The sequence below is a fragment of the Aquirufa ecclesiirivi genome (genome assembly GCF_011250515.1).
Taxonomy (GTDB): domain Bacteria; phylum Bacteroidota; class Bacteroidia; order Cytophagales; family Spirosomataceae; genus Aquirufa; species Aquirufa ecclesiirivi.
This window is the reverse complement of sequence record NZ_JAANOP010000001.1, coordinates 427,343-451,588: the sequence shown is the minus strand read 5'-3', so window position 1 is coordinate 451,588 and position 24,246 is coordinate 427,343. Positions and strand designations below refer to the sequence as shown.

Here is a 24,246-nt window from a genome sequence, read left to right as displayed (position 1 = left end):
AAATGCTACTCGTTCTACGATTTACCAGTAGTTTCTGTTGGCTGTTCGATCTTAATTTTGATCGAATAATTTCCATAAGAAATTATAAAATAGAATGTAACAGTGATTAAGGCGAAAACAAATGAACCAACTACTCCCATTAAAACATTCTTCCAAATAGGGGTAACTAATGGCTTAATAACCTTATGGAGAATATCAACCTGATTATTTACTACTTGTTCTTTATAACTCTCTAATTCCTCATCAAGCATATTTTCAATAAACCCCTGAATTATAAATGTAGCTTTTAGATTGTACCTTTCTATAGAACTTTCAGAAGCCGAGATTTCATTGAAAGGAATTAGCTCAGAATCAGTTGGAGTTTTCCCAAGTGATATTTGTTTTTCGATATATTCAATTTTACTTTTTTTGTATAATGATTAGGCAACGTGTCCAATTAAATCAGAGTCTTTTTCTACCAGTTTTGAGTAAATGAAATTATAGTTCCTCAGTATAATGCCTTAAAGATTTTTCGTAAGCTTCATTGATCATTTCTCTAGATATTTCACGTACTCTTATCATTCCATTTAAATTCGTTTTTACTACGATAATACCCTTGAAATGATGTATTTTATTAAAATCCATACCTTTGCTATTCGCCCTTCTAATTGACTCTGTTGTTACTTTTAAAATGCTCATTTATTTGGATCTAATTAGTTTTTCGAAAATACTATAAATATCCTACCAAAAAATTCATCCTCTTAATTTTAATATCTCAAATTGAAAAACACCAACTAACTTATATCCAACCGCATTTTAATGTCCGCTCTTTGGTAAATTACAGGTCCTAAATCCATTTCTAAAAAACCAAATTTTCGGTACATATCCACTGCCCTTTCCAGTCGTCGATTCGAGTAAATAATAATCTGCTTGATTCCCGCTTTTTTAGCAAAATCCAAACAATTTTCCATCAATAATTTACCAATACCTAAGCCCTGAAATTTTTCCGATACCGCCATTTTGGTTAACTCAAAAATGCTTTCTTCCAACTTCATTAAAGAAACTGTCCCCACAATTTCATCTCCATACCAAGCATAAAAAATTTCTCCGCCAGGTGCTAAAATCACCTCTTCGGGTTTAGATAAAACCTCCCGATCTATCTCTTCCACATGGAAATACTTTTCCAACCATTCCACATTCAATCTCCGAATGGCATCTCGATAGGCTGGCTCAAAATATGTAATACGAATTTGACTCATCATTTATCCAATAAGCGTCGATGATAATTAATTTGTCCCAAATGATAGCCTAAATGAACCGCCAAATGAATAAAATAATACCCTGATTTCATGGAATGATCAAATACGGGCATCGGGTAATCCTCTTCCAATTGTTCCTGACTAATGGTCGGCAAAACCCGCTTTAACATGGCTTCGGTTTCAGCTATCATAAAGAGTAATTGCTCTCTTGGAACAGCCTTATCAGAAAACTCCTTTTCACGATCTCTCACATAGCCCGTATTGCCATACACAGAACCAAAGTAGGTTTGCAAATTCCCAATCAAATGCAAACATAAATTACCTGCGGAATTAGAAACAGCCCCATCTAATTTCCATAAATTGGCCTCATCTTGATACTGAGAAATCTCCGTTTTTAAACGGTTTAAATCTCGAGTAAAAAGCGTCAATACATCTTCTGTTATCATTTTCAATATGCTTAGGTGTTAAAAATCAAATATAGAATAAAATAGCATGCTAAAATGTATAGGAATGCATTAGTATCTTAATTAAAAATGAATACTTTTAATAAAATTCCTTATCATGAAAACAAGATCCACTTACTTATTCATTGCTCTTCTTCTGCCTTTAAGTCTATTTTCACAAAATAGCGACCGCATTCATCAGGCGACCAAGGCCTTTTTAGCCACCCTAAATCAGGATGAACTGAAAAAAGTGAACTATTCTTTTCAAGATAGTTTACGAAAAAAATGGACCAATCTACCCGTAGGTATGGTACCTAGACCGGGGATTCAATATGGTTCGCTTTCCGACAAAAGTAGGCTGGCTTTTCATCGCGTATTAAGCGCCTTATTAAGTTCTCAAGGCTACCTAAAAACAACCAGCATCATGCAGCTGGACGACATTTTAAACACCTTATATCAAGAGGCATACGATAAAGGTGAAATCAAAAAGGAGTTCTTAACCCAAATGCAAAAATTGAATTGGGCGCACGGAAATTACTACATTTCCATTTTTGGCAAACCTGGAGATGCTCCTTGGGGAATGAATTTTGGAGGTCATCACATGGCCCTTAGCCTAACCTCTGATGGTAAAAAAATAAGCATGTCGCCCTATTTCATTGGTACCGATCCATCCGAGGTGAAATCCTCTAAATATGCGGGTTTACGTGTGTTAAGCAAAGAAGAAGATTATGGTTTTATGTTGATCAATATGCTCAGTGATAATCAAAAATCAAAGGCCATCTTACAACAAGCCGTTCCTAAAGACATCATTACTTCCCCTAATAGTCAACAGCGTATCGACTCCTATTATGGGATTGCTGTAAAAGAATTTACCGATGCCCAAAAGGCGATGTTAAAAATTCTGATTCAAGAATACATCCATAATTTTGAACATGAAAAATCACATCAAATGATGGACAAAATTGCAGCCACAGGAATGGACAAAATCTATTTTGCCTGGGTGGGTAGTCTAGAAAATAATAAGTCTCATTATTACATCATCAACGGGCCAGACTTTTTAATTGAATACGACAATGTCGGATTCCAAAACGATGGAAACCACATTCATGCCATTTTACGTGAAAAAGGGAATGATTTTGGTGCAGATTTATTAAAAATGCACTACCTTGATTCTAAACATTGATTAATCGGATTAGACTAATCTTTGCCATTGTAAACAAAACCAAAATACATCCATTTCATAACTCCTTTCATAAAATGAGAAAAATCCTCTATTTTATGCTCTGCATGGGACTATTCACACCCATTTTTGCGAAAGAAAATTTACCTAGAACCATTGTTACCACGGATGGGGAAATCGATGATGTGGATACCTTCATTCGGATGCTATTGTATTCCAATGAATTTCACTTAGAAGGTTTAATTTATTCCAGTTCCATGTGGCACTATCAAGGTGATGGAAAAGGTACTTTGTTTACTTCCGAAATGGAGATGACTAAGAAAATGTATGGAGCCAAAACCGATCTTCGCTGGCCAGGTGTCAACTGGATTCAGGATTTATTGAAAGCTTATGGCGAAGTTTATCCCAAACTAAGTCAGCACTCCAAAAACTATCCCATGCCAGCTTATTTACAAAGTTTAGTGAAAGTCGGGAACATTGACTTTGAAGGAGAAATGGCCCAAATCACCCCAGGGTCCGAATGGATTAAAGAAAAATTATTAGATAATAACCCTGATGCTATTTTTTTGCAAGCGTGGGGAGGAACCAATACCATTGCTCGGGCTTTAAAATCCATTGAAGAAACCTATTCCAAACAAAAAGATTGGCCGAACATTCAAGAAAAAATATCGAAAAAAGCCATCATCTATACGGTCATGGACCAAGATGCCACCTATAAAAAGTATATCGGGCTACATTGGCCAAAAATTCGAGTATTTTACAATGCCCATCAGTTCGGAAGTTTTGCTTATCCTTGGAAAAGAATCATGCCCAAAGCTGCTCAGCCTTATTTTGAAGGACCCTACATGGCTAAGAACATTATACTGAATCACGGTCCCTTATTGAAGATGTATTATGCCTACGGCGATAGTCAAAAACAAGCAGGCGATGATGAGCATATTCATGGAGATCCCAACAAACTGAAGAATGCCCAATGGGGGAGTTTTGTCCCTTATGATTTTATTTCCGAAGGTGATTCCCCTGCATTTTTACATTTAGTGGATGTGGGCCTAAACAATTTAAATAACCCATCTTATGGTGGTTGGGGTGGTCGATTTGCTCAAGCAAAAGATAATCCTTACCGATATGAGGACAATGATGAAGCTGCGGATTTCAATCCCGAATTAGGGAAATTGGATATTAATTACGCTCAAACTCGTTGGCTTATTGCCCTTCAACAAGATTTTGCTGCTCGGGCCGACTGGTGTATTAAGGACTTTAAAGAGGCGAATCATGCTCCTCAAATTACCGTACGACAAGGGATGAAAGTTTATGCCAAAGCAGGCCAAAACATCACCTTAACCCTGTTTGCTCTTGATCCTGATAAAAATGCAGTGGTATTCAGTGCTTGGCCTTATAAAGAAGCAGGAAGTGGAGCTGCAGACATTCAAATTTCTGGAGACAAAGCCCTTGTTAAAATACCTGAAACCGCCAAAGCTGGGGAAACTTACCATGTGATTATTGAAGGAAAAGACAATGGAACGCCATCGCTGACAGGATACCGACGCGTGGTAGTTCACATTCTTTAAGATCCAATGTTGCACGCTTTCAATAAAAAATAGCACATTCTTGAGCTTGTTTAGGTTTAAGCTATGATTTTTTCTCTTATATTGAGATTCGAATTAAGCTAAACCTAAAAAACGAATCTTCGTATCCTAACTCATTATCGAGTTCAAGGATTATACGATTCCTTTCCCTCCATGAAATCATTGATCTGGATAGGATTCCTATCTTTCGTCTGTATTCCACTTTGTTTGGCACAAAGTCCCAAAACCGTCGCCTTATTTGATGGAAAAACATTCCATGGCTGGGAAGGAGATACCCTACATACTTGGCGTATTGAAAATGGCATGCTGGTAGGGGGTTCCCTAGAAACCACCGTTCCTCGCAATAACTTCCTCTGTACCCAAAAAACCTATGCGAATTTTATTCTTAAGCTTAAAATCAAACTGACAGGCGACCAAGGCTTTATTAATTCTGGAATTCAATTTCGTAGTCAGCGTTTAAAAAACCCAGCATACGAGATGATCGGTTATCAAGCGGATTTTGGAAAAGACTATTGGGCTAGCTTATATGATGAATCCAGAAGGAATAAAACCTTGGTAAAACCCAATGATCAAGAGGTGTTGACTTGGATCAAAATCAATGATTGGAATGACTATGAAATAAAAGCGATCAACCATCGAATTCAATTATACATCAACGGTCATTTGAGCGTCGACTATACCGAAGCGGATGCCTCCATTCCTCAATCCGGATTCATTGGAATACAAATCCATGGCGGAGGAAAAGCCCTAGTTGCTGTAAAAGATTTACTGATTCAAGAATTACCTTAAAACAATCTATCTACCTCTATGATGAAGCCTTCTACCTATTTACTCGGTTTAATCCTATGTCTTTTTATAGGTAATCCTGCCATAGCAAGCAGCAAAATGCTCACTCAAACTGATAGTAGTAAAGTCGACTTTGACTATACCTTAGAGGCGACCATGTTAGGTTATTTCTCCAAAGACGGCACTAGAAATCCGACGTTAAAAGCCAATAAAGGCAAAAAAGTAAGAATTACGATTGTCAATGGGGAACAAATGACGCATGATGTTTCCATGGAAAAACTGGGGATCAAGAGCGCTACTATTTTAGATAAAGGTGCTAGCACGAGCATTGTATTTATTGCCCAATCAAACGACACCTATTTCTGCTCCATCCCGGGTCACCGAGCAGCTGGCATGGTGGGAAAATTTGAAGTAGTGGAAGGTGTTATTAGCAATGAATTAGTCAAAGGTATTCGCCCGTCCAAAAACGGAAAAACATTGAACTTGAATTTTGAATCTGGCACCTTAGCCGATTGGAAAGCAGAGGGAGAAGCCTTTACCAATCCTATTTTTGACCAAGATCCTTCACCCGTACATGATAAGACCATGAAGATTGGTCCAGAAGGAAGCCATTTCATCTCGAGTGGAGGAACAAAAAACTATGCCTTTACGGGTACTTTAACCTCTGTCCCCTTTAAAATCACACAGCCATTTGCTAGTTTTTGGGTTTCAGGTGGTGCCTTACAAGACACACGAGTAGAATTGGTACTCGCAAAAACAAAAAAAGTCATTTTCCGCTCCACGGGGCAAGGGCGTGCTACTTTACAACCAGTTGTGGCAAACCTTAAACCCTATTGGCAACAAGAAATCTTCATTCGCATCATCGACAATGAAACGGGTATCACGCCCATTCCTTACGTCGCTCATGATAAATTAGCGCATATCAATTTCGACAATTTTCAATTCCATGCAACACGGCCTAATTACCCGAATGAATTGCATCAAAAGGACATCATTGTGCTACCTCCATTAGATCCTGTTCTAAATGCTGGACTATCAGGTTTAAAGGCGGCCGAGGCCATGACTTTGCCCAAAGGCTTCAACATTAAATTAGCGGCTGCAGAGCCTGACATTGTTCGTCCCATCAGTTTTACGATTGATGCCAAAGGAAGACTATGGGTGGTAGAAGGCCATACCTATCCCGTTCCTGCCCCTGAAGGACAAGGCAAAGACCGCATTTTAATTTTTGAAGATACGGATGGAAATGGAACCTTGGATAAAAGAAAAGTCTTCATGGAAGGCCTAAACTTAGTCAGTGGCATTGAAGTGGGTATGGGAGGAGTTTGGTTAGGAGCGGCTCCTTACCTATTATTCATCCCAACCAATTTCCAAACGGATAAACCCACTGGACCTGTCCAAAAACTATTGGATGGCTGGGGAGTGCATGATACCCATGAAGTACTCAATAGCTTACGATGGGGTCCCGATGGTTGGCTATATGGGAATCATGGGGTATTTACCCATTCCAATGTGGGAAAACCGGGCGCCACCGATCAAGAACGGACCAAAATCAATGCGGGCGTGTGGAGATTCCATCCCATCAGTCATCAGTTTGAGGTATTTGCAGAAGGAACGAGTAATCCCTGGGGGATCGACTTCAACGATTATGGACATCCCTTCATTACGGTTTGTGTGATTCCACACATGTTCCACATCATCCAAGGGGCACGTTATGAACGACAAGCCGGAAAACATTTTAATCCTTACACCTACGAAGACATCAAGACCATTGCTGACCATCGGCATTATGTAGGAAACAGAGGCCCACATGCGGGTAATTTCCGCTCAGCATCCGCTGGAGGTGGTCATGCGCATGCAGGTGCCATGATTTATTTAGGGGGAAATTCTTGGCCTAAAGAATTCCGAAATAACATCTTCATGAACAACATCAATGGCTCTCGATTAAACGTAGATCAACTCAATAGGAAAGGTTCGGGCTACAATGCCTCACATAAAAAGGACTTCATTGTCATGAATGATGCTTGGTCGCAATGGCTCAACTTCAAATATGACCCCAGTGGTTCCGTTTTTGCGATTGATTGGTACGATAAAAACCAATGCCATAGTACCAACCCAGACGTCCATGATAAAACCATGGGAAGGATCTTTAAAATCACGCATGAAAACGATCAATGGGTTCAAGTGGATTTGCATAAAGCCTCCGACATGGATTTAGTGAATTATCAGTTGCATGCCAATGAATGGTATGTCCTACAAGCAAGAACCATTTTACAAGAAAGAGGGCCAAATCCCCAAGTTCACGCAGCTTTGAAAAACATCATCGATAAAAACCCAGATGTGACTAGAAAATTGAGAGCCTTATGGACTTTACATGTGACAAAAGGTTTGACAGAAAAAGAAGTCGCTCAATTATTGACCAATCCCGACGAAAATGTTCGAAGCTGGGCGATACAATTGGTTGCAGAAAAGAAACAAGTTTCCGCTGATATTTTAGGTCAATTTGAGTCCATGGCTCGCACGGATAAGTCGGCCATGGTCCGACTGTATTTAGTATCTGCCTTATTGCGATTGGATCCTGCGCAACGTTGGAATGTGTTGGATGCATTGGTTCAAAAAACAGAAGATCAAGCAGACCATAATTTGCCATTGATGCTTTGGTATGCTGCCGAACCATTGGCTACTTTGGATGTAAAACGAGCAATTCAATTAGGCCAAAAATCAAAAATGCCCAAGTTTTTAACCTACACCATTCAACGCGTAGCTGCTTTGAAATCGGATGAAGCCATGGCTTCTTTGAAGGATTTACAATCCAAATTAGGGCATTCCCATGAAAACCATGAAGTGAGTATGTTATTGGATAAAGTATTGAGTCAAAAATAGCCCAACGATGAAAAAATTTATCCCCATTTTAGGCATTGAATTGCTCCTATTATTTTTCATGCTGGCTTTAAAGTCGCAGCCCCCATCCGACTTTAAGAAAACGAAAATAACGGGTGATTTTATCTCGGAGGGAGTGGCGGCCGGCGACTTAAATAAAGATGGGAAAATAGACATTATTGCGGGATATTACTGGTTTGAAGCTCCAAATTGGGTCAAACATGAAATGGCCCCGTCCAGAACCTTTGATCCAAGAAAAGAGTATTCGGAATCCTTTCTAAACCTTTGTTTGGATGTCAATTTAGACGGCTGGAAGGATGTAGTCATCGTTGATTTCCCTGGGAAAGCGGGTTTTTGGTTCGAGAATCCGAAAAACAAAAGTGAACGTTGGACCAAACACATCATCGCCCAAGGAATGGGTATCAGCAATGAATCTCCTGGCTTTATTGATGTGGATCAAGACGGGCGATTGGATATTTTATGTGGAGACAAAGACAAAAAGCAAATTGTTTGGCTTCAAGCACCCACCCAAAAAGGGGAAACTGAATGGAAAAGACATGCATTAAGTCAAGAAAAAGTACCAGGAACAGAAAGTTTCTCGCATGGAATAGGCATGGGAGATATCAACATGGATGGCTTGGCTGATGTGGTCATTCGTGAAGGTTGGTTTGAGGGTAAAAAAGATGTCAAATCAGGAGACTGGACTTTCCATCCGACGAATCTAGGAGAAGCCTGTTCCCACATGCAAGTGATGGACGTCAATGGGGATGGCAGAAACGATGTCGTCAGCGCATCGGCTCATGCTTTGGGACTTTGGTGGCATGAGCAAATATTGAATCAAGGAAAGATCAGCTTTAAAACTCATTTGATGAGTACGCACACGGCTCAAACCCATGCATCGATCATGGCCGATTTAAACGGAGATGGCAGAAAAGAATACATTACAGGAAAGCGTTTTTTAGCGCATCATGGGCGAGATGCAGGGGATAGCGACCCCGCCTTACTTTTCTATGTAGAGTTTAATCAACAATATAGAGACCCCTTATGGAAAGAGTATTTGATCGATCAAGACTCGGGAGCGGGATTAAATATTACGGTGCTGGATGTCAACAAAGACAAAAAACCAGACATCATTATTTCGAACAAAAACGGGGTATTTTTATTCGAAAATCAAATCAAAAAGAAAAGATAAAATCAGGGAAAATTTAGGAAATTCTTTTCTCCATTTTCACATATTCGATTCCATTTTTCAGGAAAGGTTTCCCTACTTTTTTCATGCCAAATTTTTCATAAAACTGGGCCTTGGGAACGCGCGCATGACACCAAATCTGTTCTATACCCGATTGACCAAATTGTTCAAAAACATGGTTCAATAAAAGAGTCCCATAGCCTTTACCTTGTTCGGATACCAATGTGGCAAATTTCCTGAATTGAATACTTTGATGCTCCTTAAATAGTGAAATAACCGACTTGATTTCCCCTTCCACCAAAACTCCTAAATGTATGGCGGATTCATCGTCTGGGATTTTAACAAAATCCAGGTCTTTATCTGGCCACATGACTTCCTGACGAATCACTAAAACTTGTTCGATGGGGATTTCTTGAATTTGCATGAAACTAATTTAAGGAAAAAGCTAAATAGTGGTCGCCCGATTTTGTTTTCAACTTGCCTCCTCCACAAGCGATGACCACATATTGCTTGCCATCCACCGCATACACGGAAGGCGAAGCATAACCTGCCGCTGGTAATTGATAACGCCATAACTCTTCCCCTGTCGCCCGATCAAAAGCCCTAATATATTCATCTTTGGTAGCGGCAATAAATACCAATCCACCGGCCGTAACGGCTGGACCCCCATAATTATCGGTCCCCGTTCTTGGTATTCCTTTAGCCATTAATTCTGGATATTCTCCCAGAGGCACTTGCCACAATTTTTTTCCCGAATGCATATTGATAGCGGTCAGCGTGCCCCAAGGCGGTCGACTGACCGGATAGCCTTTTGAATCAAACCAACGGTTATAGCCCGTCATCAAATAATCGGAAATGGACAAATTAAGGATGCCTTTTACGGCTATATTTTCTCCTTGAAGAAAAGACCAAATCGCTTCTTTTTGTTCTTGACTGATATGCTGCAAGGAAGGCATTCTTCCGCGCCCTTGATTCAATAATTGCACAAAACTATGGAGCGTATATTTCTTCTTTATTTGTAACAAAGAAGGTATCGACCCGTCTTCATTCCCTTGCTTGTTTTGCCCATGACAGCTCATGCAATGTTGCTCGTAAATAACACTGGCAGTGGTCATTTTTAAACTTTTGGTATTGGGGATCAAAGACGTGTATACCGGGTTTTCTTTGGCAGGTATGTACATCACTTGATGTTCGTCTACTGCTGCCCCACCCCATTGTGCGCCACCATCCGTACCCGGAAAAAAGATGGTTTTCTCCTTACCCACTGGTATATACGCATGACCTGATTTTGACAAAGCCAATTCTTTTTTGATATCCTCATAATTGGAAGCCCAAGGATTGATGTCCTTTTCGAAAAAACTTTGTCGAGTAAATGGCTCTGGCCAAGTGGGAATAGGCTGGGTTTTAGATGCCAATTCACCCGGAACATCAGAAGCAGGAAAAGGAGTTTCTACGATGGGGAAAATGGGCTTACCCGTGACCCGATCAAACACAAACATAAAGCCTTGTTTGCTTAAGACAGAAACAACATCCTTCTTCTCTCCCCGAATGGTCAAGGAAAACAAATTGGGTGGCGCAGGAATATCCCGATCCCAAATGTCGTGGTGTACCGTCTGAAAATGCCAAAGCCTTTTCCCGGTGCTAGCATCCAAAGCCAACAGGCAATTGGCAAAAAGATTGTCGCCCTTTCTATTTCCACCATAAAAATCAAAAGCCGCAGAGCCAGTAGGAGCATAGACAATCCCTCGTTTTTCATCCAAAGCCATCCCCATCCAGCTATTAGCGCCCCCTAGGTTTTTATAATTGTATTTCTCCCAAGTCGCATATCCGAATTGTCCCGGTCTAGGAATGGTTTGAAAAGTCCACAATAATTTCCCAGAAATGGCCTCATAGCCACGGATATCGCCCAACAGAGCCGTGGCAGATTCCGAAACACGAGTACCCACGATCAGGATATTCTTAAAAATGGTCACCGGCGTATTGAGAGACACATATTCATCGGATCCTTCCCGTTGGATGCCTGATAATAAATTGACTTTACCCTCTTGACCAAAGCTAGGAATGACTTTGCCCGTTTTGGCATCTAAAGCAAATAAATAGGCTCCATAGCCAAAAAAGATTCGTGATTTTTTGCCGTTGGACCAATAGCTTAGTCCTCGACTGGTGGTACTATTGGTTTTAATCTTGATGTTAGTCTTCCAAAGTTCCACACCTGATTTAGCATCTATTGCAAAAGCCTGGGTATTGGCAGAAACACCGTATAAAATCCCGTTGATGATGATGGGATTGCATTGTATTTGGGTGCCGTTGGTGAGGGTATCCGCCCCGCCCGCATCGTAATCCCAGGCGAGGGATAATTGACTTACATTGGAAGTATTAATCTGTTTTAAAGGAGAAAAATGATTGCGGTTATTGCCTCCATGATAGGCAGGCCAATCCACACGCATCCGATTTTGCCAAGAGGCAAATCCCAGCAAGATTCCTAGGATGGATATCCCCACCATGAACAGAAGCTTTTTCATCGGATTGGATTTTGTCAAATGTAAGGGTTTCGGGGGGAAAATAGATAAGTTGTGCATTTGATTTGACAAGCCTTATTTGATGATGCAGGAAAATATGAGTAAGATTAGGAGTTTATATATGAAAAGGGATAAATTGGGAACCGCTTATTAGAGTTTGGTTAAACGAAATGAAGTAGGAGTTATAGACAAGGTGGCAGTAATTATAACAGACACATATGAGAAATTTAATACTAATTATGGTATTCAGCCTAATGACAACAAGTTCAATTGCTGACTCTACTTCAATAACCCGTAGATTTGATGATATTGAAAGAACCGTTAAACAAATTGATGCTAATCAGCTAAACTATCGAATAGAAAAAGACTTGCTTAAAGAGACATACTCAAATAATTACGAAAAGATAAGCCTCTTCATAACACTGTTTTTAGGAGTTGTCGGAATTTTTGGATACCTGGGGTTACGTGATATTACAAGCATAAAAAAGGAATATGAGAAAGAATTAAGCAACCTTAGACAAATACAAAGTCAGTTTAATATTAAGTCTCAAGAGTTTGATGTAGAGAAAAAGAAATTTGATGAAGAGCTTAAATCAATCATAAAAGAGAACGAAGAACAAAGTAGAAAAATAAAATTTATCGAACTTAAAGATAAAGTTAGAAGTCTCCTTAATGACAATCAATTAACTCCAGCTTTAGAGTTTGCAAATGCGGCATTACTTATCACTAATAATGACGTGGATTTGTTAAATCAAAAAGGAAGAATATTGTGTAGACTAAATCAAATAAAGGAAGCGGTTAACGCATATCAAATTGCAAGAAAGACTAACCCAACTGACAGTGGGACAATTCTAAATACAGCAGAGTGTTTATATTTTGCAAAAGATACAGAAGGCGCTTCTAAGCTAATAAGCGAACATAAAGGACTATTTGAAAGCACAGACAATGGAATGTTGTTAGAATTGTTCAATATTATCGAACTTTATTTTAAATCGGAAAAAGATCCATTAATACAACTTGCCGAATCTTATGTAACATTTGAAAATTTAAAATTAACAGGAAAAAGGATGAGCGGATGGGATTTGACAGAAGCAATTTACTTTATACATCATCAACCTGACAGTGAGCTCAAAACCATAATTCAAAATATAATTAAGTACTGGAACGGACAAATAACTGGAGAGAACTTGTTAACAGAATTGAAAATAGAATTACCCGAAAATCTTGTTGAAAAAAAATAACTAATTCCAACACGGATTTTGCGTTAGCGGGTGGACATGGGGAATGGCCACATTTAAACAATTAATAAACTTTAGTGCATATAGAAAATTGGTGTTCCATAATCTCCAAAACACAAAGCCCGAAACCTTTAGCCCTCTTTTAAATACAGACAAAAATGTACATAAATAAAATAATAATTAAGAAGTTTCGACACTTAGAAAATGAGGAGCTAGGGCCTTTTCACTTTAATAATAAAAATTCGGACCTTATCGTATTCGCTGGACCAAATGGAAGTGGAAAAAGTTCCGTTTTGGAGTTAATTGGTTATAGTCTTTCCAGTTCATATAGTCTTAGTTGGCAACTTAGTCGGACATTTACTGGTTTTTCATTTGAAATTTCAATAGGGCTTAATCCTGATGAAAAAAACATAATCATTCAATCCTTAAATCAGGAACTCGAAAATGTTGAAAGAGAAATTTTAGAAGCGATTCAAGTAATTGATGCAAATACCCATTCAACACTTGAAACTAAAGAACGTCAGAGATTAGAAATAAAAGAAAGATTAAAACGCCAACACAAACATAAGCATGACATTCTAGAATACTTCATCAAAAACAGCATTTATTTTAGAGCTTTTGAATTTAATGAAGGAGATTATGCTAAAAATCCAACACTTCATAATCAAATACATAATTACGTAACTCGAGAACTTAAAGACATTCTTAAAAGGTCACTAGGCTTTTTCTTAAGAGCTGACCGAAACTATCCTCAAAAGGGATTCAATAGAAATCAAATTTTTGCCTTTGATGAAGTAAACAGAACTGAGCATTTATGGACAATGGCATTCAATACAAGTGAAATTCAATATCAAGACATGTATGAATTTCTTGTACAGCAACGCTATCATTATTTAAGAGAACTTGGGAATTATCACAACCAAAAGAATAAAGGCGCAAATATAGGTACTGAACCCGAAGACCCTATAAAGCCTTATGAACACTTACTAAATACATTATTTCCTGATTATAAATTTGCAGACCAAAACGAATCAATACCTTCAAATTTATTCATCGAATTACCGTCAAAAGAAGTAATCACATTTAATGACCTTTCTTCAGGCGAAAAAGAAGTGTTTTTTATCTTATCTTTTTTTATACGACATAATGTTGAAAATGCGATTATTGTAATTGATGAACCAGAGTTACATCTTCATCCAGAATTATCACGCCTCCTGATTAGAAATATAAAGAGCATAAAGAAAGGGAATCAAATTTGGATGGCTACTCATAATTCTGAAATAATTGATGAAACAGGTAGGGATAAAGTTATTTACGTTACTCGTGACCTTACTTCGAGAAAGGCAAAATTTATTTCGGGAGACAATGAGCAAGATGTAATTTTACAATTGAAAAACCTCTTTGGTTTTTCTGGTTATATAGGTGTTGCAAAAAATCTAGTTTTTCTTGAAGGCGACAACTCTAGTCCTGATAGAAAATTTTACAGCACGTTATTCAGTAATAATTCGAATTTCAAATTGATACCCGCAAACGGAAGTAACAATTTGAACAGGATAAATAATGCTATTCTTTCCATAATGGAATCTAATTTAGCCTGGATAAGTTTCTATTTAATTAGAGATCGAGACTATCTTACGAAAGAAATGGTAACCAAGTACAGAGAACATTCTTCTAGAAAAATATTTGTATTAGAAAAGCATGAATTAGAAAACTATCTTATTGACTTTAGTTCAATAAAAACGGTTCTGTCAGACATTTTTAATATAGAAAAAACAATTGACGAAATCGAATCTATATTTCATAAAACAGCGTTGAATATTTCATCTGCTGTAATTAGAGATATGATTAGCTTTAGATTAAATTTAAAATTAAACCCACAAGATTTTTCTATTGGAAAAGTACTAAATGGGCAGGCCTATTTTGAAGGGACAAAAGCCAACTATACCATAAAAACAAATAAAAATAAATTAATAAAAGAAAAATTCAGTAAAACATCAATAGAAATTCACAAAGCATTAACCGAACAATTAAGTAATGTGGCAATTGAAAAAATAATCACTGATTGTGAAAGTGAGGTAAAAACTGCACTTGAAACAGATGATTGGCTGACTCTTTTCCCAGGGAAAGAACTCCTTGAATTGTCAGCTAAATCTATGGGAATAACCAACACTATTAGTTTTCAAAATTCAATAATAAAAGAATTGGCATCACACAGAGATAAAATTAACACAGAATTAAAAGAGATATTCGAAAAAATAAACGAGGGCTAACACCTCCTAAAAGAAATTGGTGGTTCAGTGTTCAAATGAAACTTTGCGCTTTGTTTAAATTTCATTTTCGGCAGACCGCTTAGTGCTCTGAAACCAACAACTGGGCCAAGCGCCAAAGTACCAACGTTCATGCTAAAATTTAACTCACAAACCAAAGCTTTTAGAGCACATTTAATTTCACCAAACCTCTCCACAAACCCGCCCACCACCTCAAAGTAATTGAGTTTTTCAATAAGATACTTATAGTCCGTAGACTTATTGGCATCTATTCCGCTGTTTTACGCTCTAATTTTTCAATAAAATGGCTGCATCTTATTCAAATGAAGAAAAATCATATTTGCTAAAAATTGGCGACAAAATCCGCCAATTACGAACTGGTATTGGCTTGTCTCAAGAAAAACTATCATTTTCTTGCGACCTTGACAGAACATACATCGGCTCTGTTGAAAGAGGGGAAAGAAATATCTCTGTCATAAATCTGAAAAAAATAGCAAAGGCTTTAAAAACCGACTCATCTGACCTTCTTAAATTCTAGAAATGAACCAAGCATTAAAATTGCCCCCTAAATCTGTTATATTACTTACTAAACCAGAAGAGTTGATACAAAAGTTTTCCGTACTTATCGGAAATGAATTTAAGATTACTGGTAAGACAAGAACAGATGGCTCAAATATTAGAAAATTAATTGCTTCGACACTTGAAAAGTTAATATTACCAGAAGCAGCAGAAAAAGATAGTTTCGAAATTGTTCCTCCCAAGGGAAAAGGAGTTCCCAAAATAACAAGAGAATTTATTGATACCTACATTGTAACTTCGGGAGATTCTTATAATTTGCAAGTTTGGAATAGATTACCAGCAAGTAATACTCTTTTAATAAAATTTGATTCGGGTGAAAGTTTGAAATGTACTGATGTTAGATTTGTTTTTTTGAGAATTGATTTAACAAAAAGTACCATTGCTTCAGTCGTAATTCTTACAACGGAATACATTGAAAAAAACTTTGGCAAGTTTGGAAAACCAACTATAAAACATCAACTACTGATTTCTTCAAAGGCAAGAAAAAGTATTTTTGAAAGCGCCGACAAAGTGCTTTCATATCCAGACAGCAAAAAACTATCTTACAACATAACTCATCACTATACCCCCCCAAAGTTGGGAATGGTTGAAGATCCACATATTAAAGAATTGTATTCAATCGCACTTTTAAAAGAATTGGTTGCAAAAAAATTAATAGGGAGAAAACTTGACGCTGCAGCAACTAAAAACAGAGGACAAGCACTTGAAAGAATGGTGTTGGAATTATTGGGTTACAATATAAAAGAAAACGAATTGCTATATGGTGCTTACCCTGACATAAGAAATCAATTATTAGAGGTTAAAGTGCAAGATTCTCCAACAGTTGATTTAGGTAGATTTTCTCCCGAAAGAGAAGAATTTGTAATAGAAGAAAAGAACTTAACAACTTTTGATGTTAGATATTTAATTGCTCTAACAAATCCTAAGACCGAAATCATTGAAGGAATAATCCTAACACCAGGAGAAAGACTTGGAGATATATTTTCTTTTGTAAGTTCAGAGAGCTATAAATGCCAAAGAAACATTCCAATGAGCTTTTTTGAAAAGCATTATGGCAAAGCGGTCTTTAATCCAGCTTAAAAATTGGCGATACCCCAAAAGCCTCAGCAACCTTAATTTCCAATTGTTCTTCGAGCAAAGTAATTTTTCTTGCATTATTTTCAGTGTTAAGTTTTTTAACGATTTCAATAATTGCCTGGGAAATTGGAGAATTGCAATCAGGTAAAGGATACCTCTCTACATATTGAGTGAAGTATCTTCGTCTACCAGAATAAAGTTTATTATTGAACACAAGGTCGTGATACTTTGTCATTAATTTTGAATTTGAAACACCTTGTATCAATAAAAGTTTCTCGACACTTTCCTTCATCTCAGCTACAATCCAATAGCAATTTCCATTGACAAGTTTTCCTCCTTCATCAAAATAGAATCTTGGCGACAAACTTATATCAGGAAATACCAACTTCGGCAAATTCCAAAAATCAGGATTATGAGGAACCCACAATTCAAACCATTTTCTGCCAGCATCAATCAAATATTTTCTCTCTTTTAATCGTGCTTCAAATTTCTCAAAGTATTTTTTTGCTTTGGGAAACTGCTCAATATCAATAGTAGTTTTGTTTCCGTCTTTATTGTAATGAGGATATAGAATTTGAAGAGTTGCTTTTGCGGTTGTTCCCCATCTGCCAATATTCTCTTGTGAAATTAAATCTTTAAGTAAAGAGACTTCAGGCTTTTCTGTTCCTAACTTATCCCATTCATCATTAATAAAAACTTTATCAGCCGTAGTTTTTATGCCAACCCTAACTTTGAATAAATCACCAACTAAACAAGAAGCATTATTGTCAATTTTATTTACCCAAAGTGATTCGGAATCGGAAAGCAACTCCCACGAATACCCTTTTGTGGTTCGACAAATTAGAACTCCATCTGTCTTTTTAAATCTTTTTCCATTGACATTGAAGTAACCAGAATCAGATGTATCCAAAACTTCATAAATATTAGCGGCAGGTTTAAGATCTCCGTTATAACCATTCAATTCCTCATAAATCTTAATGAATTTGGCTGCATCGGAAATTGTCTTAGCATTTCCTCTTTTTCTACCAATAAAAATTGCGGGAAGAACAGCAGCATCAAAAAGTTTAGTATCGCCCAAATCAACAATTTCAAGTATTTCGAAATTCTCATTTAAGAACTTTCTCACAGATTCACCACTTTTAGTTGACAAATACCTGTTAGATGTGATTACACCTATAATCCCCCCCTTTTTTAGACTTGCTGTCATTGCAATTAAAAAAGGGTAATACAAATCAACACGACCTTTTAAATCGAATTTTTGAGCAAGTAGTTGCGCTTGCTCTGTTCCAAGAATTTGAGTTCTTACATAAGGGGGATTAGCAATTACAATGTCAACGGACTCGTTTATTCCATTTGCTTTTGCTCCAAAAAAATTAAGGGCTAATTGATTATGATTTATGTCAACGACTTCTAAAAAATCTCCATTTACCAATTTGATTTTTAGTTCGCCAAATTGGTATGATCTTTCTTTGGCAATACTCAAATATTCATTATTTAAATCATACCCATTTAATATAAAATCAATATTACGAGCAGCCAAGTGTTCACCCATTGACAATAAGAGTTCGCCATCACCACAAGCAGGATCTAGGACCGATACATCTTCTCTATCTACATAAGACAAGATTCGACTAGTTAAATAGTCTGCCAAGCCCTTTGGAGTAAAAGTAGCACCTGTGCTTTTTATCAATTCTTTCGTTTTCACTCTTTTTGATTCTTGCCTAACAAAGATACTTAAAATCATCAAACTTTCAAGGCAAAATTATGAACATTTTTATAAAACAGCTTTTCGTTTTAGATACCCCATTTTAGAATATAATGCCCATGAATTTGAAGCTACATATTCTTTTTTTGTAATCACTTGAACCAACTCAAAATTATTTTAGAAAAGTTTAAAATATTCAAAAATAGGCCTACTTTTGCCACAACAGTACCCGTTCAGCATACCGTAAGATCTGCTAGCGGGGCATTTTTTTTTAATCTTTGACAAATAAAAGAAAGAGTCTAAAAAAAGCTAGTAAAAAATAACCCTTCTTCTCCCCCACCCACACAATATTCCCCCAATTCCTTTGAAATTTGACTTCTTTATTGGAATATTGACGGTTCAACCAACCTAAAAAAATCATGAAACGTTCTCGTTTATTCTTGTCACTCTTATTTGTATTAGGCCTATGCCAAATGGCTGTGGCTCAATCGTCTGTTGATGCTATGGTCAAAGATTGGGAAAGATCTAAGGCTTATACCAAAGAGTACTTAGACGCTATGCCTGAATCAGGTTATGCCCTAAAACCAACTCCTGAAATGCGTTCTTTCGCCGAACAAATGCTGCACTTAACCGATGCCAATTATAGTTTTGCTTCGGCAGCATCAGGTGAAAAAAGTCCTATTGGCATGGGCGCTTCAGAAAAAGCGACCGATAAATCGAAAGCCAATGTGACTAAATTGGTCATGGATGGTTATGATTTTGTGATCAGTTCCATCAAAAAAATGACGGCGGCTCAACTAGCTGAATCGGTGAAAATGTTCGGTAGATTCGACATGACCAAAGACGCTGCTTTGGCTAAATGCCTAGAGCATCAAGCGCATCACCGTGGTCAAACGACTGTGTATATCCGTTTGGCAGGAGCTAAACCTCCACAAGAGAAATTGTTCTAGTCAAATCGATAGACAAACAGAAAAGGCAACCTCATCGGTTGCCTTTCTTGTTTTATGCTGGTAGCTGCTCCACGTACTTTTTGAAATTATCCAAAATCATTTGCCAACCCATCTGCTGCATCTCTTCGGGATTTTGATCTTCCGGATCAAAAGATTCTTTGACCCAAACGCTCTCGCCCTCTGGAATAAATTGAACGCTTAGTCGGCGCCCATCTCCTAGGGTAATTTCTAGGTTTTTCAAGGGTTCTATTTGGCTAAACGTGCCCCAAAAATCAAAGCTGAATGAACCATCTTTAGCAGCCATTATATAATGAAACTCTTTCCCTATTTCTAAGGTATTGTGCGCCTCTGGACAATGCCAATCATCGCTAGCGAAGTTCCAATGCTTCACATGTTCGGCTTGGGTCCAACAATCCCAAACCTGCTGGATGGAAGCTTGAATGTTAGCGGAAACTTGAATTTGTGTCATATCTTGATGTATATCTGCCGTGAATTTATCACTCATTTTGATTTTATCCTTTCCTCTCATCCTTTTCCACCAAAAAAAGGCGATCCTTACGAATCGCCCTTAGTTGATTAATAGCGGGGTATTCTAGTTAAGCGGACTGACTTTGAACTCATAGGATCCTGAGTTTAATTCCATTTCCAAGAAATTTCCTGCTTGCTTAATACCTGAAATTCCTTTTGATTTTGTTATATCTTGACCACCTTCTGTCACCTTGGCCGAACTAGCCGGAAGTTTCAAATGTGCCGTAGTATTGGCAGGAACTGTAAATTGATAGCTCATTACATTCCCTTCTTTTTTCCATTCACTACTTACTTTGCCATACATGGTTTCTACATAACCTTTGGCAAAATTGATTTTACCCGATACATCCGGTGTCGGTTGCAAGTGGAAGTGCTTAAATCCTGGGGAAGTTACATCGCGTTGAATTCCCAAAGATGTTTGGTACATCCATGCCGCAATGGCCCCAAAAGAATAGTGATTGAAAGAGTTCATGCTATTATTCCCTCCAAAACCATTTTCAATGGTATAAGAGTTTAATCTTTCCCAAATGGTCGTAGCTCCATTAGCTACCGAATACAACCAAGAAGGATAGGTTTTCTGCGTTAATAAAGCATAGGCCACTTCATGCTGCTGGTTATTGGAAAGCGCATCGGCAATGGAGGCCGTTCCAATAAATCCGGTCATTAAAGAATAAGGAGGGCGTGCCACTCCTTCATCGTCTTTGTTGGATCTTTGCACCGTTTCCACCAAATGCTTCAAGACAAAGGGTTTATTGTTATCATCAATCACACCCAATGCCAAAGGAATGGCATAAGATGCCTGCGTATCCATCAATTGTCCCTTGTCGGAAACTGGAGGCGTGGCAGGTGCTGCAGGTGCCGCTCCCGGAGGGCCCATACGCGCTGCTCTTACTCCTGATTTCACGGTTCTGTGTGTATTTGGGTCGATGTAAACACTATTGATTGTTTTCTTCTTGCTTTCGTATTGGGCAAGGTAGGCACTTTCGTCCGACTTATTTCCTAAAATACCTGCCACTTGCGACATGATTTTTAGGTTATATGCCTGGTAAGTCATCCAGAAAAGGGTATTGTCATTTTTGTTATTTTCTGGGCTCAACCAATCCCCCAATGGACCTTCATTGACAATGCCATTGGCTGGATCCACTTTCGTTTCCAAAAATGCCACATAGCGTTTCATGGCATCATAATGCTCTACCAACATATTCTTATCTCCGTATTGTTGATACGTTTCCCAAGGAATGATGATACCCGCACTTCCCCATAAGGTTCCCCCAAATCCTCCCCCCATCGGGGCTACATCAGTAAAACGACCGTCGGCACGTTGCACATCCCGCATCGCCAATAAATGACGGCGCATGAAATTATTCACGGGAGCCATGTACGTTGCCGTCTTAGAGAATACATTGATATCCCCACTCCAGCCCATTCTTTCGTTTCTAGCGGGAGTATCCGTTGGAATGGAAAGGAAGTTTCCTCGCATGGACCACGTGATATTATTCCACAATTTATTCACCAAAGGATCAGAGCTTTCATAGTAGGAACCTATGTCCTGAATGGAGGAAAGCACCAAACCTGCCACTTGACTTAAAGCAGGCGCTTGATCTAATCCCGTAATTTCCAAATAACGGTAGCCATGGAAAGTAAAACGTGGTTGAATGTATTCATCTCCGCCCTTTAAGATATAGACATCTTGCGCCAATGCCGCACGGATGTTTTCCAACATGATCATCCCTTTTTGCGAAGCATATTCTGCTAAATCAGGGTAAAGCACTTCGGCAAAACGTAAGGTAATGGTTTGACCCGCTTTTCCATTGGGAATGAATATTTTAGGAAAGCCTACCATATTTTGTCCCATATCATACACATAAACGCCTTTTCTTGGCTCATGCATGGACTTCGCTTGCATCACTTTTCTCACTTGAACGGCATCATCCAATTGACCAACCAGCTTCATATCTTTATAATTCAAAGCATTGGGCACATCTCCTACATAGGCCGTTCCTTCTAAAGGGATTTTTGAAGCGGGCTTCCAACCTTTCGCTTGGAAAGATGCCGTAGACCAGCCAGATATGGCAGCTTCTTTACGAGCATCATACACTTCCCCTTGGAAGAAACTACCGTAACGGATTGGGCCATCATTGCTATAAGTCCATTTTTCTGGATTCGTGGTAATAATTTGTTCCGTACCATCCGTGTATTGAATCACGAGTTTAGCTAGTAAGGACTGGCGATCACCAAAGAAGTTCCAGCTATCACCACTAAACGTGATATTACCGCTCCACCAACCTTCGCTTAACCAAGCTCCCCAGGCATTTTCGCCTGATTTAATGAGTTTAGTCACATCATAAGTTTGGTACAAATGTGTTTTATTGTATTGCGTCAAACCTGGATTAAAAAAGTCTTTTCCTACTCGCTCACCATTTAAGTATAATTCATAAATACCACGAGCAGTTGAATAAATACGCGCTTGTTTGATGGCTTTATTGGGTACACTGGTAAATTGCGTGCGTAACATAGGAGCGGCAAATCGGCTTGGATTGGCACAAACCAATACATTTTCTGAAGAAGCCGAAATTTGGAATTGCTTACCATCCCACTGAATGCCATTTTGAGTAAATAGGCTAGGATTTTCAGCTGCATCAAATAAGGTATTACTTGGGAATCGGAAGTTTTTAATCAAAACCCCTGAAAATAAGGCTTTTTGATTGGCTGGTACCTGAAATCCAATTTCTGAAAGCATCGGGAAACTGATAAAGTTGTTTCCTCTACCTACTGGATTCAAGTTAAGTCCTGATTGGCCTCCTCTAGGTGCGGCAGCGGCTCCAGCAGGTGCAGCGTTAATTTTGTGAGCTGGGTCAACTTGATCTAGGTAAAAATCAAAAACGCCAAAATTACATTGAGCAAAAATGGTGTGTTTCTGGTATTTGTTTGCTGGAGAAATAAGGGATTTAGCTATTTTAAAACTAGCAAAAACCTTAGTTGGACTATCTTTTTTGTCGTAACCCACGCGATACACGTTTAGTTGGGCCAGTCCCGAATCTGACTCCGCCACTCGGTTAATATCCAATTCCAATTGTATGTAGGAGGCATTGGGGCCATTGGCCACATCCATGATATTCAAGTTTCTGTTTTGCAATCGAGGGTCATTTGCTCCAAAAACAAAGGATGCTTTCGTGGATTTAGAGGCCTCATCCAACTGTATACCAAATTGGATTTTGTACATGGATAAATAATGGGAATAGAGCGGCAAGTCATTTTCGCCTATCCACTCAGCGCCACTCCATGCTTGCACACTAGGATTTAATAATCCTGTTTCAAACCAGGAAGAAGCCGAACTTACTTTATTTTGTTGATCCCAAACCTGAACAGTCCATTGGTATTTTTGAGACGCTTGTAAGGCCGAGCCTTCATAATTGATACCTAAAGACAGGGGAGAGTTTACTTTTTTACTATCCCAGGCCACTTGGTTTTTGGCATCACGAACAACAATGCGATAGGCTTGTTGTTGATTTCCTCTGGATTTAGCTTGGGATTGCATTTGCCAAGAAAATCGGGGATGCTGTTCATCCAATCCGATGGGTTGGGATTGGTATTCCACTTTCAATAGTTGCAAGGAATTTTGAGCCTGCAGATTTACTAAACTTATTAAGCTTAATAATACGTATAATACATGTTTTTTCATCAATTAGGGATATTTTCACTAAATATGATGTCTTTCATTGAGTTGTAAAACTATTTTAGATGAAAGTCTTCTTTTAAGCGATAAAATTATCCTTAGGCATGTAAGGATAGTGTGGCATTAACGGAGGCTTCGAGAACCTTATTATACGGCGGCTTCGAGAGCCTCAGCCACCATCGAGAACCTCAGCCACCACCTTCGGAAACCACAGCTAAATAAATAATAGTGTGTGGCTTCGAGAACCTCAGCCACCTTTTCAATAATATATTCACTCTCCAATTATGCTGGCTTCGAGAGCCTTATTATACGGTGGCTTCGAGAACCTCAGCCACCTTCAGAAATCACAGCTAACTAAATAATAGTGCATGGCTTCGAGAGCCTCAGCCACCTTTTCAATAGTATATT

General features: G+C 38.4%; 19 protein-coding genes. 10 read left to right on the top strand and 9 right to left on the bottom strand.

Annotated features, from left to right (window positions below):
• Window positions 1-14: 14 nt before the first annotated feature.
• From G9H65_RS01870 to G9H65_RS01855, 4 genes are all read right to left on the bottom strand, one after another.
• Window positions 15-251, bottom strand: coding sequence for a hypothetical protein (locus G9H65_RS01870; RefSeq protein WP_166373650.1), 237 nt, complete (start codon window positions 249-251; stop codon window positions 15-17).
• Between the two features lie 226 nt (window positions 252-477).
• On the bottom strand, window positions 478-678 hold the full coding sequence (locus G9H65_RS01865) for a hypothetical protein (protein WP_166373649.1): 201 nt from the start codon (window positions 676-678) through the stop codon (window positions 478-480).
• Between the two features lie 95 nt (window positions 679-773).
• A complete protein-coding gene (locus tag G9H65_RS01860) occupies window positions 774-1,238 on the bottom strand; it encodes a GNAT family N-acetyltransferase (RefSeq protein ID WP_166373648.1) in 465 nt (154 codons plus the stop codon).
• A complete protein-coding gene (locus G9H65_RS01855; protein ID WP_205753215.1) occupies window positions 1,238-1,684 on the bottom strand; it encodes a DinB family protein in 447 nt (148 codons plus the stop codon). The genes G9H65_RS01860 and G9H65_RS01855 overlap by 1 nt, the downstream gene beginning before the upstream one ends.
• 115 nt (window positions 1,685-1,799) lie before the next feature.
• Here G9H65_RS01855 and G9H65_RS01850 point away from each other — a divergent pair, with 115 nt between their 5' ends.
• The 5 genes from G9H65_RS01850 to G9H65_RS01830 all read left to right on the top strand — a co-directional run bounded on the left by G9H65_RS01850 (window position 1,800) and on the right by G9H65_RS01830 (window position 9,302).
• A complete protein-coding gene (locus tag G9H65_RS01850; RefSeq protein WP_166373647.1) occupies window positions 1,800-2,864 on the top strand; it encodes a DUF3500 domain-containing protein in 1,065 nt (354 codons plus the stop codon).
• A gap of 74 nt (window positions 2,865-2,938) precedes the next feature.
• Window positions 2,939-4,429 (top strand): nucleoside hydrolase-like domain-containing protein, encoded by a 1,491-nt coding sequence (locus G9H65_RS01845; protein ID WP_166373646.1) that lies wholly within the window; start codon window positions 2,939-2,941, stop codon window positions 4,427-4,429.
• Window positions 4,430-4,600: 171 nt separating this feature from the next.
• A complete protein-coding gene (locus G9H65_RS01840) occupies window positions 4,601-5,236 on the top strand; it encodes a 3-keto-disaccharide hydrolase (RefSeq protein WP_166373645.1) in 636 nt (211 codons plus the stop codon).
• Between the two features lie 18 nt (window positions 5,237-5,254).
• Complete coding sequence (locus tag G9H65_RS01835) at window positions 5,255-8,113, top strand: PVC-type heme-binding CxxCH protein (RefSeq protein WP_394367183.1); 2,859 nt, start codon at window positions 5,255-5,257, stop codon at window positions 8,111-8,113.
• 58 nt (window positions 8,114-8,171) lie between these two features.
• Window positions 8,172-9,302 (top strand): FG-GAP repeat domain-containing protein, encoded by a 1,131-nt coding sequence (locus G9H65_RS01830; protein ID WP_235927454.1) that lies wholly within the window; start codon window positions 8,172-8,174, stop codon window positions 9,300-9,302.
• A gap of 13 nt (window positions 9,303-9,315) precedes the next feature.
• Here G9H65_RS01830 and G9H65_RS01825 read toward each other — a convergent pair whose 3' ends face one another.
• Both G9H65_RS01825 and G9H65_RS01820 read right to left on the bottom strand, forming a co-directional pair.
• The gene (locus G9H65_RS01825; protein ID WP_166373643.1) at window positions 9,316-9,723 is read right to left on the bottom strand and encodes a GNAT family N-acetyltransferase; all 408 of its coding nucleotides are present in this window, start codon (window positions 9,721-9,723) and stop codon (window positions 9,316-9,318) included.
• Between the two features lie 4 nt (window positions 9,724-9,727).
• Window positions 9,728-11,821, bottom strand: coding sequence for an outer membrane protein assembly factor BamB family protein (locus tag G9H65_RS01820; RefSeq protein ID WP_166373642.1), 2,094 nt, complete (start codon window positions 11,819-11,821; stop codon window positions 9,728-9,730).
• A gap of 215 nt (window positions 11,822-12,036) precedes the next feature.
• Here G9H65_RS01820 and G9H65_RS01815 point away from each other — a divergent pair, with 215 nt between their 5' ends.
• The 4 genes from G9H65_RS01815 (at window position 12,037) to G9H65_RS01800 (ending at window position 16,982) form a co-directional block, all read left to right on the top strand.
• The gene (locus G9H65_RS01815; RefSeq protein WP_166373641.1) at window positions 12,037-13,059 is read left to right on the top strand and encodes a tetratricopeptide repeat protein; all 1,023 of its coding nucleotides are present in this window, start codon (window positions 12,037-12,039) and stop codon (window positions 13,057-13,059) included.
• Window positions 13,060-13,214: 155 nt separating this feature from the next.
• Entirely contained in the window at window positions 13,215-15,326 is a 2,112-nt protein-coding gene (locus G9H65_RS01810) for an AAA family ATPase (protein WP_166373640.1), read from the top strand.
• A 301-nt stretch (window positions 15,327-15,627) separates the two neighbouring features.
• Entirely contained in the window at window positions 15,628-15,861 is a 234-nt protein-coding gene (locus tag G9H65_RS01805) for a helix-turn-helix domain-containing protein (RefSeq protein ID WP_166373639.1), read from the top strand.
• 2 nt (window positions 15,862-15,863) lie between these two features.
• Window positions 15,864-16,982 (top strand): nuclease, encoded by a 1,119-nt coding sequence (locus G9H65_RS01800; RefSeq protein WP_166373638.1) that lies wholly within the window; start codon window positions 15,864-15,866, stop codon window positions 16,980-16,982.
• On the opposite strand, the gene G9H65_RS01795 is transcribed toward G9H65_RS01800, so the two are convergent.
• Window positions 16,969-18,684, bottom strand: coding sequence for an Eco57I restriction-modification methylase domain-containing protein (locus G9H65_RS01795; protein ID WP_166373637.1), 1,716 nt, complete (start codon window positions 18,682-18,684; stop codon window positions 16,969-16,971). The genes G9H65_RS01800 and G9H65_RS01795 overlap by 14 nt on opposite strands.
• Window positions 18,685-19,103: 419 nt before the next feature.
• Here G9H65_RS01795 and G9H65_RS01790 point away from each other — a divergent pair, with 419 nt between their 5' ends.
• Window positions 19,104-19,634, top strand: a complete 531-nt coding sequence (locus tag G9H65_RS01790) for a DinB family protein (protein WP_166373636.1) — start codon at window positions 19,104-19,106, stop codon at window positions 19,632-19,634.
• 52 nt (window positions 19,635-19,686) lie between these two features.
• Here G9H65_RS01790 and G9H65_RS01785 read toward each other — a convergent pair whose 3' ends face one another.
• On the bottom strand, window positions 19,687-20,139 hold the full coding sequence (locus G9H65_RS01785) for an SRPBCC domain-containing protein (protein ID WP_235927439.1): 453 nt from the start codon (window positions 20,137-20,139) through the stop codon (window positions 19,687-19,689).
• Between the two features lie 87 nt (window positions 20,140-20,226).
• Window positions 20,227-23,844, bottom strand: a complete 3,618-nt coding sequence (locus G9H65_RS01780; RefSeq protein ID WP_166373635.1) for a family 78 glycoside hydrolase catalytic domain — start codon at window positions 23,842-23,844, stop codon at window positions 20,227-20,229.
• Window positions 23,845-24,246: the final 402 nt, after the last annotated feature.

Coding starts and splice junctions, on each gene's coding strand:
- G9H65_RS01870 (WP_166373650.1), bottom strand. CDS start 251: ATGCTTGATGAGGAATTAGAGAGTTATAAAGAACAAGTAGTAAATAAT.
- G9H65_RS01865 (WP_166373649.1), bottom strand. CDS start 678: ATGAGCATTTTAAAAGTAACAACAGAGTCAATTAGAAGGGCGAATAGC.
- G9H65_RS01860 (WP_166373648.1), bottom strand. CDS start 1,238: ATGAGTCAAATTCGTATTACATATTTTGAGCCAGCCTATCGAGATGCC.
- G9H65_RS01855 (WP_205753215.1), bottom strand. CDS start 1,684: ATGATAACAGAAGATGTATTGACGCTTTTTACTCGAGATTTAAACCGT.
- G9H65_RS01850 (WP_166373647.1), top strand. CDS start 1,800: ATGAAAACAAGATCCACTTACTTATTCATTGCTCTTCTTCTGCCTTTA.
- G9H65_RS01845 (WP_166373646.1), top strand. CDS start 2,939: ATGAGAAAAATCCTCTATTTTATGCTCTGCATGGGACTATTCACACCC.
- G9H65_RS01840 (WP_166373645.1), top strand. CDS start 4,601: ATGAAATCATTGATCTGGATAGGATTCCTATCTTTCGTCTGTATTCCA.
- G9H65_RS01835 (WP_394367183.1), top strand. CDS start 5,255: ATGATGAAGCCTTCTACCTATTTACTCGGTTTAATCCTATGTCTTTTT.
- G9H65_RS01830 (WP_235927454.1), top strand. CDS start 8,172: ATGCTGGCTTTAAAGTCGCAGCCCCCATCCGACTTTAAGAAAACGAAA.
- G9H65_RS01825 (WP_166373643.1), bottom strand. CDS start 9,723: ATGCAAATTCAAGAAATCCCCATCGAACAAGTTTTAGTGATTCGTCAG.
- G9H65_RS01820 (WP_166373642.1), bottom strand. CDS start 11,821: ATGAAAAAGCTTCTGTTCATGGTGGGGATATCCATCCTAGGAATCTTG.
- G9H65_RS01815 (WP_166373641.1), top strand. CDS start 12,037: ATGAGAAATTTAATACTAATTATGGTATTCAGCCTAATGACAACAAGT.
- G9H65_RS01810 (WP_166373640.1), top strand. CDS start 13,215: ATGTACATAAATAAAATAATAATTAAGAAGTTTCGACACTTAGAAAAT.
- G9H65_RS01805 (WP_166373639.1), top strand. CDS start 15,628: ATGGCTGCATCTTATTCAAATGAAGAAAAATCATATTTGCTAAAAATT.
- G9H65_RS01800 (WP_166373638.1), top strand. CDS start 15,864: ATGAACCAAGCATTAAAATTGCCCCCTAAATCTGTTATATTACTTACT.
- G9H65_RS01790 (WP_166373636.1), top strand. CDS start 19,104: ATGAAACGTTCTCGTTTATTCTTGTCACTCTTATTTGTATTAGGCCTA.
- G9H65_RS01785 (WP_235927439.1), bottom strand. CDS start 20,139: ATGAGTGATAAATTCACGGCAGATATACATCAAGATATGACACAAATT.
- G9H65_RS01780 (WP_166373635.1), bottom strand. CDS start 23,844: ATGAAAAAACATGTATTATACGTATTATTAAGCTTAATAAGTTTAGTA.